Here is a 15,423-nt window from a genome sequence, read left to right on the forward strand (position 1 = left end):
TCTGCGGCGTTTCGCACCTGAAAAACGGATTGAACAGATCATTATGAGCGCAACTATTCTTGTCACCGGCGCCGCCGGTTATATCGGATCGCATACTTGCGTCGAACTTTTGGCGGCGGGTTTTGATATCGTTGCCGTGGACAATTTCTGCAACAGCAAGTTCGAGGCCATTCGCCGGGTGCAGGAACTGGCCGGCCGCACACTGGCTTTCCATGAGGCTGATGTCCGAGACCAGGCCGCGCTGGACGGCATTTTCTCCCGGCACCGGGTCGACGCGGTGATCCACTTTGCCGCTTTGAAGGCGGTGGGCGAGTCGGTTGCCCAGCCCTTGCGCTATTACGAGAACAATGTGGTGGGCACGCTGACGCTGCTGGAGGCGATGCGGCGGGCTTCGGTGCGGCAGATCGTCTTCAGCTCCTCGGCCACGGTGTACGGCGACCCCGCCGAAGTCCCCATCCGCGAGGACTTCCCGATTGGCGTCATCACCAATCCCTATGGCCGCAGCAAGCGCATGATGGAAGAGATTCTCGAGGATCTGTCGCGTTCCGAGCCAGGTTGGCGGATCGGACTGCTGCGCTACTTCAATCCAGTGGGGGCGCATGCCAGCGGACGGATAGGCGAGGACCCCAACGGCACGCCCAACAACCTGATGCCCTATATCAGCCAGGTGGCGGTGGGCAAGCTGGCGCGGCTCAGCGTGTTCGGCGGCGACTACCCGACGCCGGACGGCACCGGCGTGCGCGACTATATCCATGTCGTCGATCTGGCGATTGCCCACGTCAAGGCGGTGCAGGCGCTGGCAACGGTGGACGGCGTGTTGACGGTCAATGTGGGAACCGGCCAGGGGTGCTCGGTGCTGGACATGATCAAGACATTCAGCCGCGTCAGCGGGCGGGACATTCCTTATCAACTGGCGGAGCGCCGCGCCGGGGATATCGCCTGCTGCTATGCCGATCCGGGCAAGGCCGAGCGGGTGCTGGGCTGGAAGGCCGAGCGCACGCTGGAGGACATGTGCCGCGACAGCTGGAGATGGCAGCAAGCCAATCCTCGCGGCTACGAAGCCTGAGGCGTCCGCGCCAGGGACCGTCGCGGGCATCTGCCATCTCTGCCGCGGCTGGCGCCGGATGCGCCGCGCAAAGACGCGGCGTTCCGGTTCCTGCCAGTCGCTCTTCAGCCGGTGTGCCAGGCGGTGAGGCCGTTCATACCATGTTTTCCGGCTTGACCCAGGCGTCGAACTGCTCCGCCGTGACGTGGCCCAGTTCCAGCGCCGCCTGCTTCAGCGTGCCGCCATGCTGGTGGGCGTGCTTGGCGATGGCGGCGGCCTTGTCGTAGCCGATATGCGGATTGAGCGCGGTCACCAGCATCAACGATTGCTCCAGCAGCTGGGCGATGCGGGCGCGATTGGGCTGCATGCCGGCGATGCAGTGCTCGCGCAGGCTGGCCATGCCGTCGGACAGCAGCCGCAGGCTTTGCAGGAAGTTGTGCGCGATCATCGGCTTGAACACGTTCAGTTCGAAATTGCCGGAGGCGGCGCCGATGCCGATGGCCACGTCGTTGCCCAGCACCTGGCAGCACAGCATGGTGACGGCTTCGCACTGGGTTGGATTGACCTTGCCGGGCATGATGGAGCTGCCCGGCTCGTTTTCCGGCAGAGTCAGCTCGCCCAGGCCGCAGCGTGGACCGGAGGCCAGCCAGCGGATGTCGTTGGCGATCTTCATCAGCGCGGCGGCCAGCGTCTTCAGCGCGCCGTGGGCGGCCAGCATCGGCTCATGGCCGGCCAGCGCGGCGAATTTGTTGGCGGCGCCGGCAAACGGCAGGCCGGTCTGCAAGGCCAGCACTTCGGCCACCCGGGCGCCGAATTGCGGATGGGTGTTGAGGCCGGTGCCGACTGCGGTGCCGCCCGCCGCCAGCTGGCACAACGCCGGCAGGCTGGTTTGCAGCGCCTGCTCGGCCAATTGCAGCTGGGCGGCCCAGCCGGAGACTTCCTGTTCCAGCGTCAGCGGAGTGGCGTCCTGCAGATGGGTGCGGCCTATCTTGACGATGCCGGCGAACTCGCGGGACTTGGCTTCAAGCGCCTGGCGCAGTTCGGCCAGGCTGGGCAGCAATTGGCGCGCCATTCCCAGCGCCGCGGCCACATGCATCGCGGTGGGGAAGATGTCGTTCGACGACTGGCCGCGATTGACTTCGTCATTGGGGTGGACCAGCCGCCGGATGCCGCGCTCGCCTCCCAGCAGCTCGGACGCGCGGTTGGCCAGCACCTCGTTCATGTTCATATTGCTCTGGGTTCCGGAGCCGGTCTGCCACACCGACAGAGGAAACTGTCCGTCGTGCCGGCCGGCCAGCACTTCGTCGGCGGCGGTGACGATGGCTTGCGCCTTGGCGCCGTCCAGCAGCCCCAGCTCCATATTGGTCAGCGCGCCGGCGCGCTTGACCATCGCCAGTGCCAGTATCAGTTCCTGCGGCATCTTTTCGCTGGAAATGGCGAAGTGCTCCAGCGAACGCTGGGTCTGCGCGCCCCATAGCGCGCTGTCGGCCACGTCGATGGGGCCGAAGCTGTCTGTTTCCACGCGTTGCGTCTTGTTCATGCGGCTTTCTCCCGGCAGCCTGAACTGAATTCCGAAGTCATAGTCTTAGCCTATTCTGGTAAGTGTTCGATTCGAAGGGCCTGACGCCGGCATCCGGCATCCCGCCCGAGCCTATTCCGCTTGTCGATGTCTACAGGAGTCCACCATGTCCCTGCGTGCCCAAGACAGTTTACGCGAATTCCAGCTGGCTTCCGGCCAGACCGTCCGATTCCATTCCCTGCCGGCCTTGGCCGAACTCGGCGTCGGCGATGTCCGCCGCCTGCCGGTATCGTTGCGCATCGTGCTGGAGTCGCTGTTGCGCAATCTGGATGGCCAGCGTATCGGCGAGGACCACGTCCGGCAACTGGCCAACTGGCGTCCGCAGGACGCGCGCAGCGAGGAAATCCCCTTCGTGGTGGCGCGCATCGTGTTGCAGGATTTCACCGGCGTGCCCTTGTTATGCGATCTGGCGGCGATGCGCAATGTGGCGCAGCGCTTCGGCAAGCCGCCCAAGATCATCGAGCCGCTGGTGCCGGTGGATCTGGTGGTGGACCACTCGGTGCAGGTGGATTATTTCAGGGAAGGCAATGCGCTGGATCTGAACATGCAGCTGGAGTTCCACCGCAATGCCGAGCGCTACCGCTTCATCAAGTGGGGGATGCAGGCCTTCGACACCTTCAGGGTGGTGCCGCCGGGGATAGGCATCGTGCATCAGGTGAATCTGGAATACCTGGCGCGCGGCGTGCTGCAGAAAGACGGCGTGTACTATCCGGACACGCTGGTGGGCACCGATTCGCACACCACCATGATCAATGCGCTGGGCGTGGTGGGCTGGGGCGTGGGGGGCATCGAGGCCGAGGCCGGCATGCTGGGGCAGCCGGTGTACATGCTGACGCCTGATGTGGTGGGTGTGAACCTTAGCGGCAGGCTGCGCGAGGGCGTCACCGCCACCGACCTGGTGCTGGCGGTGACGGAAATGCTGCGCAAGGCCAATGTGGTGGGCAAGTTCGTCGAGTTCTTCGGCGCTGGCGCCGCCACGCTGACCCTGCCGGACCGCGCCACGTTGGCCAATATGGCGCCGGAGTATGGCGCCACCATGGGTTTCTTTCCGCCGGACGAGCAGGCGGCGGCTTATCTCGCCGCCACCGGCCGCAGCGATGCGGAAGTGGATGCGTTCAGCCGTTATTTCCAGGCGCAGGGGCTGTTCGGCATGCCGGCGGCGGGGGATATCGACTATAGCCGCGTGCTGGAACTGGATCTGGCCGGCGTGGTTCCCTGCGTGGCCGGGCCCAAGAGGCCGCAGGATCGCATCGCGCTGCCTGGACTGAAAGAGCGGTTCGCCGAACTGCTGGCGCAGCCGGCATCGAGCGGCGGCTACGGCAAGGCCGGCGCCGCGCCGGCGGCCGGTGGCGCGCTGGACCACGGCTCGGTAGTGATCGCCGCCATCACTTCCTGCACCAATACCTCCAACCCCGGCGTGATGCTGGCGGCCGGCATCCTGGCGCGGAAGGCGGCGGCGCGCGGCCTGAAGGTGGCGCCGCATATCAAGACTTCGCTGGCGCCCGGTTCGCGGGTGGTCACCGATTATCTCGCCAAGGCAGGACTGCTGCCGCCGCTGGAGCAACTGGGTTTCCGGGTGGTGGCTTACGGCTGCACCACCTGTATCGGCAACTCCGGGCCGCTGGATGCGGCGCTGGAGGCGGAAATCACCGGCCAGGACCTGATCTGCGCCGCGGTGCTGTCCGGCAACCGCAACTTTGAGGCGCGCATCCACCCGGCGATCAAGGCCAACTTCCTGATGAGCCCGCCGCTGGTGGTGGCTTTCGCGCTGGCCGGGCGGGTGGACATCGATCTGGACCAGCAGCCGCTGGGCGCGGACGACACCGGCCAGCCGGTGTATCTGCGCGAGATCTGGCCCAGCCAGCGGGAGGTGGCGGATGCGCTGCTGCGGGCCACCGATCCGGCCACTTATCGCCGGCTGTATCAGGACTTCGTCAGCGGCAATCCGCTATGGAGCGCCATCGCCGCGCCGACGGGGCAAGTGTACGGCTGGGACGTCTCCAGCTATATCGCCGAGCCGCCGTTCTTCCAGGGTTTCGCCATGCAGCCGGCGGCGGTGCCCCAGGTGACGGGGGCGCGGGCGCTGGCCATCTTCGGCGATTCGGTCACCACCGACCACATCAGCCCGGCTGGTTCGATCAAGGCCGCCTCGCCGGCCGGCCTGTATCTGCAGCAGCAGGGCATCAAGCCGGTGGATTTCAACAGTTACGGCTCGCGCCGCGGCCACCATGAAGTGATGATGCGCGGCACCTTCGCCAATGTGCGCATCCGCAACCTGATGCTGCCGCCGGACGCCGACGGCCGGCCGGTGGAGGGCGGCCTGACCTTGAGCCAGCCGGACGGCGCGCAGAAATTCATTTACGACGCGGCGATGGAATACCAGAAGGCGGGCACGCCGACGCTGATTTTCGCCGGCGAGGAGTACGGTACCGGCTCCAGCCGCGACTGGGCGGCCAAGGGCACGCGGCTGCTGGGCGTGAAGGCGGTAGTCGCCAGAAGCTTCGAGCGCATCCACCGCTCCAACCTAGTGGGCATGGGTGTGCTGCCGCTGCAGTTCAAGGGCGCGGACAGCGCCGCCGGCCTGAAGGGCGACGAGGAGTTCGACCTGAGCGGCCTGGAGGGCGGCATCCGGCCGCAGCAGGATGTCACGCTGACCATACGCAGCCGCGATGGCCGGAGCCGGCAATTGCAGCTGCTGCTGAGGATTGATACCCCGGTGGAAGTGGAGTACTACCTGCACGGCGGCATTCTGCCTTATGTGTTGCGGCAGCTGTTGAGCTGAGCGCGTGTGGTTTTGCCTCTTGCGGGGCGAAGCCGTGAAGGTTGCCGGGCTCGTCCATCTGGCAGGAGGTGAATCCTGCGCTGCCGCATGTCATGCGCTTGCCGCCGCGGGTTTTCATTTGATCCCGCCTCTGTGGCTGGAGTAGTCTTGTCGGCTCTGCGGCATTCCGGCGACTGCGATTTCGGCGATGCGCATTTTCAGGCGGGCGGGTGCCGATGATGGTTGAGGATATTCAGGTCTGGCTGACGCCTCTGGCGCGTTGCCACGATCCCTTTTTGTTGGAAGCGTACGCGGCCTTGCTGTCGGGCGAGGAGCGGGTGCGCTGGCGTGCCTTCGTATTCGAGCGCGACCGACATGCCTACCTGGTGACGCGCGCGTTGGCGCGGACGGTGCTTGGGGAGAGGTTGGGCGTCGATCCCGCGCGACTGGATTTTCAGCGCGGCCCTTACGGCAAGCCCAGCCTGGGTGGATCCGCCGCGGGCGCGGGGCTGAGCTTCAATCTGTCACATACCGACGGCATGGTGGTTCTGTCGGTCGCGGCGGGAAGGGAGCTGGGGGTGGATGTGGAAAGCGTCATGCGGCCGCCGGCGCTGGATATCGCCTGGGACAATTTCTCCAGCGAAGAAGCGCGCGAGCTGTCGGCCTTGGGGGGGAGTGCCAGGGCGGATCATTTCTGGATGCTCTGGACTTTGAAGGAAGCCTATCTTAAGGCGCTGGGCTGCGGACTGAACGCGCCTTTGGACTGCATTTCCTTCTCTGCGCGCTCTCCGGGCGAGATTGTTTATGCGCGGCAGCGTTCCGGGGACGCTGACGCCCGCCGTTGGCATTTCTGGCATTGGGCGCCGTCGGCTTCGCATGCGGCGTCGCTCTGCGTCGAGTCCACCGCCGCCGCGCCGCCCGGTTTGATCCTGCGCGAAGCGCTGCCGCTGGCGCGCGCGGTCGAGCTTCCCTTCGCGCCCGCGGTCCAATCGATCCGGGAGCGAGCCTCGTCCCTGGCCTGGCCGGGCGCGGGGTGAGCGAGCGTCAAGCCGTGTGCGCGGCCTTGGACAAGCGGCAGACAAAACAAAAAAGCCCTTGATTTCTCAAGGGCTTTGATGCGTTGCTGGCGGAGAGGGAGGGATTCGAACCCTCGGTACGCTCGCACGTACGCCTGATTTCGAGTCAGGTACATTCGACCACTCTGCCACCTCTCCGGCGCCAGACAAGAAACGCATTCTAGTTGCAGATGCAGTCCTTGTCAATATCAAATTGCAGGATTCTGCGCATGAAAAACGCCACCGCGAGGGTGGCGTTTCTGTTGGCGCGAGGCTGGCGGATTCAGGCGTGCTTGCCGGGCTTCAGCTCGCCTTCCCATTTGGCCACCACGGCGGTGGCGATGGAGTTGCCCACCACATTGGTGGCGGAGCGGCCCATGTCCAGGAAGTGGTCGATGCCCAGCAGCAGCAAGAGGCCGGCTTCCGGAATGTTGAACTGCGACAGCGTGGCGGCGATCACCACCAGCGACGCGCGCGGCACGCCGGCCATGCCTTTGGAGGTCAGCATCAGGATCAGCAGCATCGAGATTTCCTGCGCCAGGGTCAGGTCTATGCCGTAAGCCTGGGCGATGAAGATCACTGCGAAGGTGCAGTACATCATCGAACCGTCGAGGTTGAACGAGTAGCCCATCGGCAGCACGAAGCTGGCGATCTTGTTGGACACGCCGAAGCGTTCCAGTTGTTCCAGGGTTTTCGGGTAAGCGGCTTCCGAGCTGGCGGTGGTGAACGACAGCAGCAGCGGTTCCTTGATCATGCCCATCAGATGCAGCAGGCGCGGGCCGACGATCAGCACGCCGACGGCGATCAGCAGCGCCCATAGAATGCCTACCGACAGGTAGAACTGGGCCATGAACTTGCCGTAGGTGGCCAGGATGGACAGGCCTTCCTTGGCGACGGTGGCGGCGATGGCGCCGAATACCGCCAGCGGCGCGAAGTTCATCACGTAGCTGGTGACTTTCAGCATCACGTGGGCCACCACATCCATCACGTCGATCAGCGCCTTGGCGCGTTCGCCCAGCGCGGCCATCGCGCTGCCGAAGAACACCGAGAACACCACGATCTGCAGGATTTCATTGCCGGCCATCGCCTCAATCACGCTCTTGGGGATGGCGTGGGTGACGAAGTCTTTCATCGAAATGGCGCTGGCCTTGATGCCGGAGTCGGCGTGCAGATCGGGCAGCGGCAGGTTCAGCGCCACGCCCGGCTTCAGGATGTTGACCATAATCAGGCCCAGAGTCAGCGACGCCAGCGAGGCGCCAATGAACCAGCCCATGGTCTTGCCGCCGATGCGGCCAACCGACTTGGCGTCGCCCATCTTGGCGATGCCGACCACCAGGGTGGCGATCACCAGCGGCGCGATGATCATCTTGATCAGGCGCAGAAAAATGTCGGTGAGGATAGACATGCCATCGACAAAGGTCTTGATGGCGGCGGCATCGGTGCCGGCGTACTGACGGAATAAGTAGCCGACCAAGATGCCCAGCAGCATTCCGACCAGGATCAAGGCCGTGAGTTTTTTCGACTTCATTGAGTTGTTCCTGCCTGAGTTTGAGACGTTTCAAAACGAGCGCCGCATTTTTCGCAACATGACATCTGACTTTAAGGGGGTCATGCGTGCTTGCCGTGTGTCCGGCATGCTTCGCCATGTAGCGGCCGAGCTACTTTATTGTTTTAGCCGGGATTGCCGGGTTTTTTGCCTGTTCTTGTCGGACAGGTGAGGCGGGCCGAAGGTTAGCGATTATAGTGAGTTAGCGATGGCTTGTCTTGGCGGGATTTCGATAATTGTGGTTCATATTCGAATGTGTTTGTTGTTTTTAAATGATTTTTGAATTTAAATTGCCTTGATGATTGTCATTGACATGCCATTGTCGACATGGTCATGAGGCAAAAAAAGCAGCCTGTGGCTGCTTTTGTAGCGGGGCGACAACGCGTGGCTAGCGGTGGATGTCCAGTGTGACGTCGCCGCGCTCTGCGGCCACGGTTTCCAGAATGTCCAGCACGGCGGCGTAGACGTCGGCCCCCAGCGCTTTTTCCGTCTCGGCGGTTTCGCGCCAGATCAGTTGATACGGGCCTGGCACTTCGTTGGCCAGGCAGTCATACAACGCATCCAGATTGCGGCCGAAATGGGGCGGCAGCCGCAGTTGGCGGCTCATTTCATTGAACAGCTGTTGCAGGCTGAGGATATGGCGTAGTTCGCACACGGTTACCGGCATGTCGCCACCTCGACGAAGCGGTTGTAGTGGTCGACGCTGACGTAGCGCTGTCCCTGGCGGCTGAATACCAGCCGGTTGGCGCCGCGCTTGCCGCCTTTGTAGTTCAGATCGGCCTCCTGCCACTGGCCTTGGGGCAGTTGCTTCTCGTAGTTGCCGAAACGGTCGCCGCCCATGGATTTGCCACGCAGCGCCGGCACGCTCCACAGGCTGCGGCCCGGATGCCAGCCGGCGGCCTGGGCCGCGCGCTTGGTGACGAATTTTTCCGGCAGCCTGCCGTCGTGGTTCAGGCTTTGCAGGGCGTCGGCCAATTCGGCCGCGTCCAGTTTTCCGCCAACCTGCCGGTTGGCCTGGGCTGCGGCGTCGCGACAGGAGGTGGCGGCGAACGCCGGCAGGCTGAGCGCGCTCAGCAGCAATAACAGCAGTCTTGTTTTCATTACGGGTCCGGTTGCTAAGGTGAGGCCACGCCTGCTTGGGCGGGACCTCGGTAAGGGGGTTAGTCCAGAGGCACCGACTCTACCGGGTAGCTGTGGCCTATCAGCCGCGGCAGGCGCAGCCTCATGTCGTTGCCGTCGGCGGTGCTGATGAAGCGGTAGTGGCTGTCGCCCTGGCTGTCACGGCCATGCTGTCGCAGCAGGTCGCAGACGCGGCGGGCGATGGCCTCGGCCGGGTCGTACAGCTGGATCGCGTCGCCGGTGACTTCGCGGATCAGCGGCGCTAGAAACGGATAGTGGGTGCAGCCGAGCGCGATGTGGTCGATGTTTTCGGTCAGCAGCGGTTCCACTACCCGGCGCACCAGCGTGCGGGTGCGCTCGCCGGACAATTCTCCCGCCTCCACCTGCTCCACCCAGCCGTGGCCGGCGCGGCGCAACACATCCACGTCGCCGGCGTGCGCGTCCAGCAGCGTTTTGACCCGATCGCTGGCCAGCGTGTATTCGGTGGCCAGCACCGCGATGCGGCCGGTGCGGCTCATCGCCGCCGCGGGTTTGATCGCGGGTTCGATGCCGACGATCGGCAGCGAAAACTCCTCGCGCATTGCGGTGATGGCGGCAGTGGTGGCGGTGTTGCAGGCCACTACCAGCAGGGTGGCGCCCTGGCTGGCCAGGTAGTGCCCCACCTTGAGCGCCCGGGCTATGATTTCGTCCCTGCTGCGCTGGCCGTATGGGCAGTAGGCCTGGTCGGCCAGATAGGTGATGGGCCAGGCGGGCAGCGCGGCGCGCACCGCGCGCCACACCGACAGGCCGCCAAGCCCGGAATCGTACATCGCAATCATGTTGCCGCTCAGTTGTTCTGGATGACGATCTTGGGAAATTTGCCGGAGAAGTCCTGAGCTTTCTCGCCCACCTTCACCGCCACGCGGCGGGCGATGGCGCGGTACAGCTCGGCCGGCTTGCCTGCCGGATCGGCCGCCACGCTGGGCTTGCCGGCATCCACCGCCAGGCGGATGGCCAGCTCTAGCGGCAGAGAACCCAGCAGCTCGACTCCGAAGTCGGCGGCCATCCTGGCCGCGCCGCCTTCGCCGAAGATGTGCTCGGCGTGGCCGCAATGGCTGCAGATGTGGATGGCCATGTTCTCCACCAGGCCCAGGATGGGCACGTTCACCTTCTGGAACATGGTGACGCCCTTGCGCGCGTCCAGCAGCGCGATGTCCTGCGGGGTGGTGACGATCAGCGCGCCGGTGACCGGCACTTTCTGCGACAGCGTCAGCTGGATGTCGCCGGTGCCCGGCGGCATGTCTATCACCAGGTAGTCCAGATCGTCCCAGCGGGTGTCGTTCAGCAATTGCTGCAGCGCCTGGCTCACCATCGGGCCGCGCCATACCATCGCCTGGTCCGGGTCCACCAGGTAGCCGATAGACATGGTCTGGATGCCGTGTCCGACCAGCGGCCGCAGTTTGCCGTCGACGGACTCGGGGCGCTGGCCCTGCAGGCCCATCATCAATGGTTGCGACGGACCGTAGATGTCGGCGTCCAGCAAGCCGACGCGCGCGCCTTCGGCCGCCAGCGCCAGCGCCAAATTGGCGGCGGTGGTGGACTTGCCGACGCCGCCTTTGCCGGAGGCGACGGCGATGATGTTCTTCACGCCCTGCAGCAGCGGCACGCCGCGCTGGGCGGAGTGGCTGACGATCTGGCTGCTCACCCGCACTTCTACCGCGCGGCCTTCCGCGATCGGCGCCAGCGCGGTTTCAAACTGCTGGCGCACCGCGTCGAACTGGCTGTTGGCCGGGTAGGCCAGCACCACCTCCAGGCTGATGGCCTTGTCGCCGATCTGGAGGTTCTTGACGTTCTTGGCCGCCAGGTATCCCTTGCCGGTATTGGCGTCGATCAGCGGCTTGAGGGTATCGAGGATCTGGGTTTCGAGCTGTGCCATGGTTTCGTTTTGCGTGGCTTGGTCGGCTGATGCGCCGAACATACGGGTGAGTTTGGAGAACATGCTGCGTTCCGGCTGAGGATTTCCGAGTATTTTAGTCGGATTTGTCGTGAGGCGCACCGCGCCCGCTGGCTGCCATCTTACTCCTGTACGCAGGCAAAGGGCAGGGGAGGGGCGGCCGGATGCGCGGCGCGGGGCAAGTTTTTTTGATGAAAGTCATTGAAAAGAGTAGAATTGTCGGCTTTTCTCGAGTTGCGGCGCTGCCGCAGCGCCAAAGGCTCGGCCCCGTCAGGCCGCGGGCCCTGTTCTTTAAGCTGAAGAAAGGCATCTCCCGCTTTATGCAGTCCTCCAAACACGCCACTCTCACCTGGTCCAACCTGCTGTTCCCGCTGGCCCTGGTGCTGTTCGAGTTCGCCGTCTACATCTGCAACGACATGGTTCAGCCGGCCATGCTGTCCGTCACCCGCGAATTCATGGTCGACGCCGCCTGGGCGCCGGCTTCGATGACCGCCTTTTTGGCCGGCGGCGCGCTGCTGGCCTGGCTGACCGGCCCGCTGTCCGACCGCATCGGCCGTCGCCCGGTGCTGCTGTTCGGCGTCGGCTATTTCGCCATTACCTGCCTGGCCACTTATCTGGTCAGCTCGATAGAAGCCTTTATCGCACTGCGCGTGCTGCAGGGCATCGGTCTGTGCTTCATCAACGCCGTCGGCTACGCATCGCTGCAGGAGTCGTTTGAAGAGAGCGCGGCGGTGCGCGTCACCGCGCTGATGGCTAATGTGGCGCTGATCGCGCCGCTGGTCGGCCCGCTGGCCGGCGCCGCGCTGCTAGAGCTGGCGCCGTGGCGCAGCGGCTTCCTGTTCATCGCCGGCCTGTCGCTGCTGTCCTTGCTGGGCCTGATGTGGAAGATGCCGGAAACCGTGGCGCCCAGCCATGAGAGGCTGCCCTTGTCCAATATGGGCCGCGATTACCTGAAGGTGTTCGGCCAGAGCCGCTTCGTGCTGTCGGCGCTGTGCATTCCGCTGTTGGCGCTGCCGCTGATGGGCTGGATCGCGCTGTCGCCGGTGCTTTTGGTGCGCGATCTGCACATGAGCGCCGTGGAATATGGCCTGATGCAGATCCCGGTGTTCGGCGGCCTGATCGCCGGCAACCTGGCGCTGGCGGTGGTGGCCGACCGCTGGCCGCTGGGCCGCTCGGCGCTGGTGGGCATGTGGCCGATCGTCGGCGGCTTGCTGCTGATGGCGGTCGGCATCATGTTGTCCGCCACGCCGCAGTACTGGATGGCGGCCGGCATGACTCTGATGGCCTTCGGCGAGGGCCTGGCCTTCGGCGTGCTGTACCGCTTCGCGCTGATGTCCAGCGACGCGGCCGGCCGCGGCACGATTTCCGCCAGCATGAGCATGCTGTCGATGGCGGGCTACGCGCTGGGCATCGAGCTGTTCCGCCAGGTCTACCAGGCGGCCGGTCTGGCCGGCTACGCCGTGGTGGCGCTGAGCTTCTCGCTGGCCTACGTGGTAGTGGCGCGCCGGATGGTCGGCATCGCCATGGCCGAGCGGGCGGCGCCGGCGGTTGAAGAAGGCAAGCTCGCCAGCCAGGGCGCCTGAGTTTCGCGGAATCCGCTGTCGCAAGCCCGGAAGCCCCATGCTCCGGGCTTGCGCTTTTGTGCGGGGCTATATTTGGGCGCGCAAGCCTGATGACCGCTCGCCCGTTCTGTCTCTATAATCGATCGCTTGAGATTGCCAATCCAGGGAATGATCCGAATGACCAAACGCAAGATTCTGGTGACCAGCGCACTGCCTTACGCCAATGGCGCGATTCACCTCGGCCATATGCTGGAACAGATCCAGACCGACATCTGGGTGCGCTTCCAGAAGATGCGCGGCCATGAGTGCTATTACGTCTGCGCCGACGACACCCATGGCGCTCCGATCATGCTGGCTGCCGAAAAGCGCGGCATTTCGCCGGAACAGCTGGTGGACGAGGTGCGCACGCTGCATGTCGCCGATTCGCAGGGCTTCCTGATTGGGCACGACAATTACTACAGCACCAACAGTCCGGAAAACAAGGAACTGGCGAGCCAGGTGTACAAGGCGCTGCGCGCCGACGACAAGATCGCCGTGCGCACCATCGAGCAGCTTTACGATCCGGAAAAGCAGATGTTCCTGCCGGACCGCTTCGTCAAGGGCGAGTGCCCGAAGTGTTCCGCCAAGGATCAGTACGGCGACAACTGCGAAGTCTGCGGCGCCACCTACAACCCGACCGAGCTCAAGAACCCGTACTCGGCGGTGTCCGGCGCCAAGCCGGTGCTGAAAACCTCCGAGCACTACTTCTTCCGTCTGGGCGAGTGCGCCGATTTCCTGAAGCAGTGGACCAGCGGCAGCAGCGCACGCGCCGATGGCGCGATCCAGCCGCATCTGCAGCCGGAATCGCTGAACAAGATGAACGAGTGGATCGAGGGCGGCCTGCAGGACTGGGACATCAGCCGCGACGCACCTTACTTCGGCTTCGAGATTCCCGACGCGCCGGGCAAGTATTTCTATGTGTGGCTGGACGCGCCGATCGGCTATATGGCCAGCTTCAAGAACCTGTGCGACCGCACTGGCCTGAACTTCGACGAGTGGTTCGGCAAGGATTCCCACACCGAGATGTACCACTTCATCGGCAAGGATATCCTGTATTTCCACGCGCTGTTCTGGCCGGCGATGCTGAACTATTCCGGCCTGCGCGCGCCGACCGGCGTGTTCGCCCACGGCTTCCTGACCGTGGACGGCCAGAAGATGTCCAAGTCGCGCGGCACCTTCATCCAGGCCAAGAGCTATCTGGACTGCGGCCTGAATCCCGAGTGGATGCGCTACTACATCGCCGCCAAGCTCAACGGCCGCATCGAGGACATCGACCTCAACCTGAACGACTTCGTGGCGCGGGTGAACTCCGACCTGGTGGGCAAGTTCGTCAACATCGCCAGCCGCTCCGCTGGCTTCATCGCCAAGCGCTTCGACGGCCAGCTGGCCGGCAGCGTGTCCGACATGGAGATCCTGGCCCGGCTGCAGGCGGCCGCCGACGAGCTGGCGGCGGCGTTCGAGGCGCGCGAGTACGCCAAGGCGCTGCGCGACATCATGGCGCTGGCCGACGTGGTCAACGCCTATGTCGACGCCAACAAGCCGTGGGAGCTGGCCAAGCTCGAGGGGCGGGACGCGCGGCTGCAGGAAGTCTGCACCGTGCTGATCAACGCTTTCCGCCTGCTGACCATCTACCTGAAGCCGGTGCTGCCCAAGCTGGCCGAAGGCGTCGAGTCCTTCCTCGACGTGGCGCCGCTCGCCTGGAGCGATGCGCAGGCCTTGCTGCTGGGCAAGAAGATCAACGCCTACCAGCACCTGATGCAGCGCGTGGACCCGGCATCGATAGACAAACTGATAGAAGCGAACAAAGAGAACATGCAAGCTACCCAAGACGCCCCGGCTGCGGCCCACGAGCCGCTGGCCGAAACCATCAAGATCGACGACTTCGCCAAGGTGGACCTGCGCGTAGGCAAGGTGCTGGAGTGCAACTTCGTCGAAGGCTCGGACAAGCTGCTGCAGTTCACCGTCGACCTGGGCTTTGAAAAGCGCAATATCTTCTCCGGCATTCGCAAGGCCTATCAGGAGCCGGAAAAACTGGTTGGCCGCCATGTGATCGTGGTGGCCAACCTGGCCGAGCGCAAGATGCGTTTCGGCGTATCGCAGGGCATGATAGTCTGCGCTTCCGGCACCGATGACGGCGAAGGCCTGTACTTGCTGGACGTGGATGCCGGCGTCAAAGCGGGCATGCGCATTGGTTGATGTATTTCGTACCGTCAGGTCTTGATCTGGATCATGGCAAATAAGTAGTATTACCAAGTAGTTTAATGAGACTTGGTTATCGTGACCCCGGCTACCATATTGGTAACTGGGGTTTTACTTTACCGCGCAGGCGCCAGGCGCCTGCCACGCATCCGTCACGGCCTTGTCATCCTGGCTTGCTACAGTTTGGGCAGGCGACTGAGAGGCATCGCTTGCGGCGGAACTTTTTTTCAGGCATAACGACTAATATCAGATATGTGTATGTTTTTTAGTGAAAAAAATAAAAAGGACGTGAATTATGAAAATCTCGCAATTGAAGCCAGGCTACAAAGTTTTCGAGCATAAGGACAGCGGTAGCGTGGTCCACTACGAAGTGGTCAGCATCCGACAGGTTGGCAAGATGTTTGAAGTGACTTTCCGATCGGCGCTGGGACTGGCAAGCGCCATGTATCCCGCCAATGGATTCATCCAGGCTGCGGCCTGATTCCAATCCCGAATATTACGGCGGCGCTTGCGCCGTGCGCCAAGTCAAAGCCCCGCGATGCGGGGCTTCGCTTTTTCCTCTGCCGCCAGCTCGTCCGATCCGCC

General features: G+C 63.9%; 12 protein-coding genes and 1 tRNA gene. 6 read left to right on the plus strand and 7 right to left on the minus strand.

Annotated elements, in window-relative coordinates; genetic code table 11:
• Nucleotides 1-43 precede the first annotated feature (43 nt).
• Nucleotides 44-1,066 carry a UDP-glucose 4-epimerase GalE gene (gene galE, locus BI347_RS11880; RefSeq protein WP_071112763.1) on the plus strand — a complete coding sequence of 341 codons (1,023 nt, stop codon included), beginning with the start codon at nt 44-46 and terminating at the stop codon, nt 1,064-1,066.
• Nucleotides 1,067-1,199: 133 nt separating this feature from the next.
• Here galE and fumC read toward each other — a convergent pair whose 3' ends face one another.
• Nucleotides 1,200-2,585 carry a class II fumarate hydratase gene (gene fumC, locus BI347_RS11885; protein WP_071115936.1) on the minus strand — a complete coding sequence of 462 codons (1,386 nt, stop codon included), beginning with the start codon at nt 2,583-2,585 and terminating at the stop codon, nt 1,200-1,202.
• A gap of 145 nt (nt 2,586-2,730) precedes the next feature.
• On the opposite strand from fumC, the gene acnA reads away from it, so the two are divergent.
• Both acnA and BI347_RS11895 read left to right on the plus strand, forming a co-directional pair.
• The gene (acnA, locus tag BI347_RS11890) at nt 2,731-5,406 is read left to right on the plus strand and encodes an aconitate hydratase AcnA (RefSeq protein WP_071112765.1); all 2,676 of its coding nucleotides are present in this window, start codon (nt 2,731-2,733) and stop codon (nt 5,404-5,406) included.
• A 215-nt stretch (nt 5,407-5,621) separates the two neighbouring features.
• The gene (locus BI347_RS11895) at nt 5,622-6,422 is read left to right on the plus strand and encodes a 4'-phosphopantetheinyl transferase family protein (RefSeq protein ID WP_071115937.1); all 801 of its coding nucleotides are present in this window, start codon (nt 5,622-5,624) and stop codon (nt 6,420-6,422) included.
• A gap of 87 nt (nt 6,423-6,509) precedes the next feature.
• Here BI347_RS11895 and BI347_RS11900 read toward each other — a convergent pair.
• The 6 genes from BI347_RS11900 to apbC form a co-directional block, all read right to left on the minus strand.
• Nucleotides 6,510-6,599, minus strand: a tRNA-Ser gene (locus tag BI347_RS11900).
• A gap of 124 nt (nt 6,600-6,723) precedes the next feature.
• Nucleotides 6,724-7,968, minus strand: coding sequence for a dicarboxylate/amino acid:cation symporter (locus BI347_RS11905; RefSeq protein ID WP_071112767.1), 1,245 nt, complete (start codon nt 7,966-7,968; stop codon nt 6,724-6,726).
• Between the two features lie 406 nt (nt 7,969-8,374).
• Entirely contained in the window at nt 8,375-8,653 is a 279-nt protein-coding gene (locus tag BI347_RS11910; RefSeq protein WP_071112768.1) for a barstar family protein, read from the minus strand.
• Entirely contained in the window at nt 8,644-9,087 is a 444-nt protein-coding gene (locus BI347_RS11915) for a ribonuclease domain-containing protein (protein WP_071112769.1), read from the minus strand. Before BI347_RS11915 ends, BI347_RS11910 begins: the two co-directional genes overlap by 10 nt.
• Nucleotides 9,088-9,146: 59 nt before the next feature.
• Nucleotides 9,147-9,923, minus strand: a complete 777-nt coding sequence (murI, locus tag BI347_RS11920; protein WP_071115938.1) for a glutamate racemase — start codon at nt 9,921-9,923, stop codon at nt 9,147-9,149.
• An 8-nt stretch (nt 9,924-9,931) separates the two neighbouring features.
• Nucleotides 9,932-11,083, minus strand: coding sequence for an iron-sulfur cluster carrier protein ApbC (apbC, locus tag BI347_RS11925; protein WP_083338835.1), 1,152 nt, complete (start codon nt 11,081-11,083; stop codon nt 9,932-9,934).
• 275 nt (nt 11,084-11,358) lie between these two features.
• Here apbC and BI347_RS11930 point away from each other — a divergent pair, with 275 nt between their 5' ends.
• From BI347_RS11930 to BI347_RS11940, 3 genes are all read left to right on the plus strand, one after another.
• The gene (locus BI347_RS11930; RefSeq protein WP_071115939.1) at nt 11,359-12,621 is read left to right on the plus strand and encodes an MFS transporter; all 1,263 of its coding nucleotides are present in this window, start codon (nt 11,359-11,361) and stop codon (nt 12,619-12,621) included.
• A 147-nt stretch (nt 12,622-12,768) separates the two neighbouring features.
• Nucleotides 12,769-14,835 carry a methionine--tRNA ligase gene (gene metG, locus BI347_RS11935; RefSeq protein ID WP_420837167.1) on the plus strand — a complete coding sequence of 689 codons (2,067 nt, stop codon included), beginning with the start codon at nt 12,769-12,771 and terminating at the stop codon, nt 14,833-14,835.
• A 298-nt stretch (nt 14,836-15,133) separates the two neighbouring features.
• Nucleotides 15,134-15,319 carry a hypothetical protein gene (locus BI347_RS11940; RefSeq protein ID WP_071112773.1) on the plus strand — a complete coding sequence of 62 codons (186 nt, stop codon included), beginning with the start codon at nt 15,134-15,136 and terminating at the stop codon, nt 15,317-15,319.
• Nucleotides 15,320-15,423: the final 104 nt, after the last annotated feature.

Origin of the sequence: Chromobacterium sphagni (assembly GCF_001855575.1) — a bacterium.
In the GTDB taxonomy this organism is placed as follows: Bacteria; Pseudomonadota; Gammaproteobacteria; order Burkholderiales; family Chromobacteriaceae; genus Chromobacterium; species Chromobacterium sphagni.

What these genes read in the sequence shown, in the direction of transcription:
- galE (WP_071112763.1), top strand. Translation starts at nt 44, where the DNA reads ATGAGCGCAACTATTCTTGTCACCGGCGCCGCCGGTTATATCGGATCG.
- fumC (WP_071115936.1), bottom strand. Translation starts at nt 2,585, where the DNA reads ATGAACAAGACGCAACGCGTGGAAACAGACAGCTTCGGCCCCATCGAC.
- acnA (WP_071112765.1), top strand. Translation starts at nt 2,731, where the DNA reads ATGTCCCTGCGTGCCCAAGACAGTTTACGCGAATTCCAGCTGGCTTCC.
- BI347_RS11895 (WP_071115937.1), top strand. Translation starts at nt 5,622, where the DNA reads ATGATGGTTGAGGATATTCAGGTCTGGCTGACGCCTCTGGCGCGTTGC.
- BI347_RS11905 (WP_071112767.1), bottom strand. Translation starts at nt 7,968, where the DNA reads ATGAAGTCGAAAAAACTCACGGCCTTGATCCTGGTCGGAATGCTGCTG.
- BI347_RS11910 (WP_071112768.1), bottom strand. Translation starts at nt 8,653, where the DNA reads ATGCCGGTAACCGTGTGCGAACTACGCCATATCCTCAGCCTGCAACAG.
- BI347_RS11915 (WP_071112769.1), bottom strand. Translation starts at nt 9,087, where the DNA reads ATGAAAACAAGACTGCTGTTATTGCTGCTGAGCGCGCTCAGCCTGCCG.
- murI (WP_071115938.1), bottom strand. Translation starts at nt 9,923, where the DNA reads ATGATTGCGATGTACGATTCCGGGCTTGGCGGCCTGTCGGTGTGGCGC.
- apbC (WP_083338835.1), bottom strand. Translation starts at nt 11,083, where the DNA reads ATGTTCTCCAAACTCACCCGTATGTTCGGCGCATCAGCCGACCAAGCC.
- BI347_RS11930 (WP_071115939.1), top strand. Translation starts at nt 11,359, where the DNA reads ATGCAGTCCTCCAAACACGCCACTCTCACCTGGTCCAACCTGCTGTTC.
- metG (WP_420837167.1), top strand. Translation starts at nt 12,769, where the DNA reads ATGATCCGAATGACCAAACGCAAGATTCTGGTGACCAGCGCACTGCCT.
- BI347_RS11940 (WP_071112773.1), top strand. Translation starts at nt 15,134, where the DNA reads ATGAAAATCTCGCAATTGAAGCCAGGCTACAAAGTTTTCGAGCATAAG.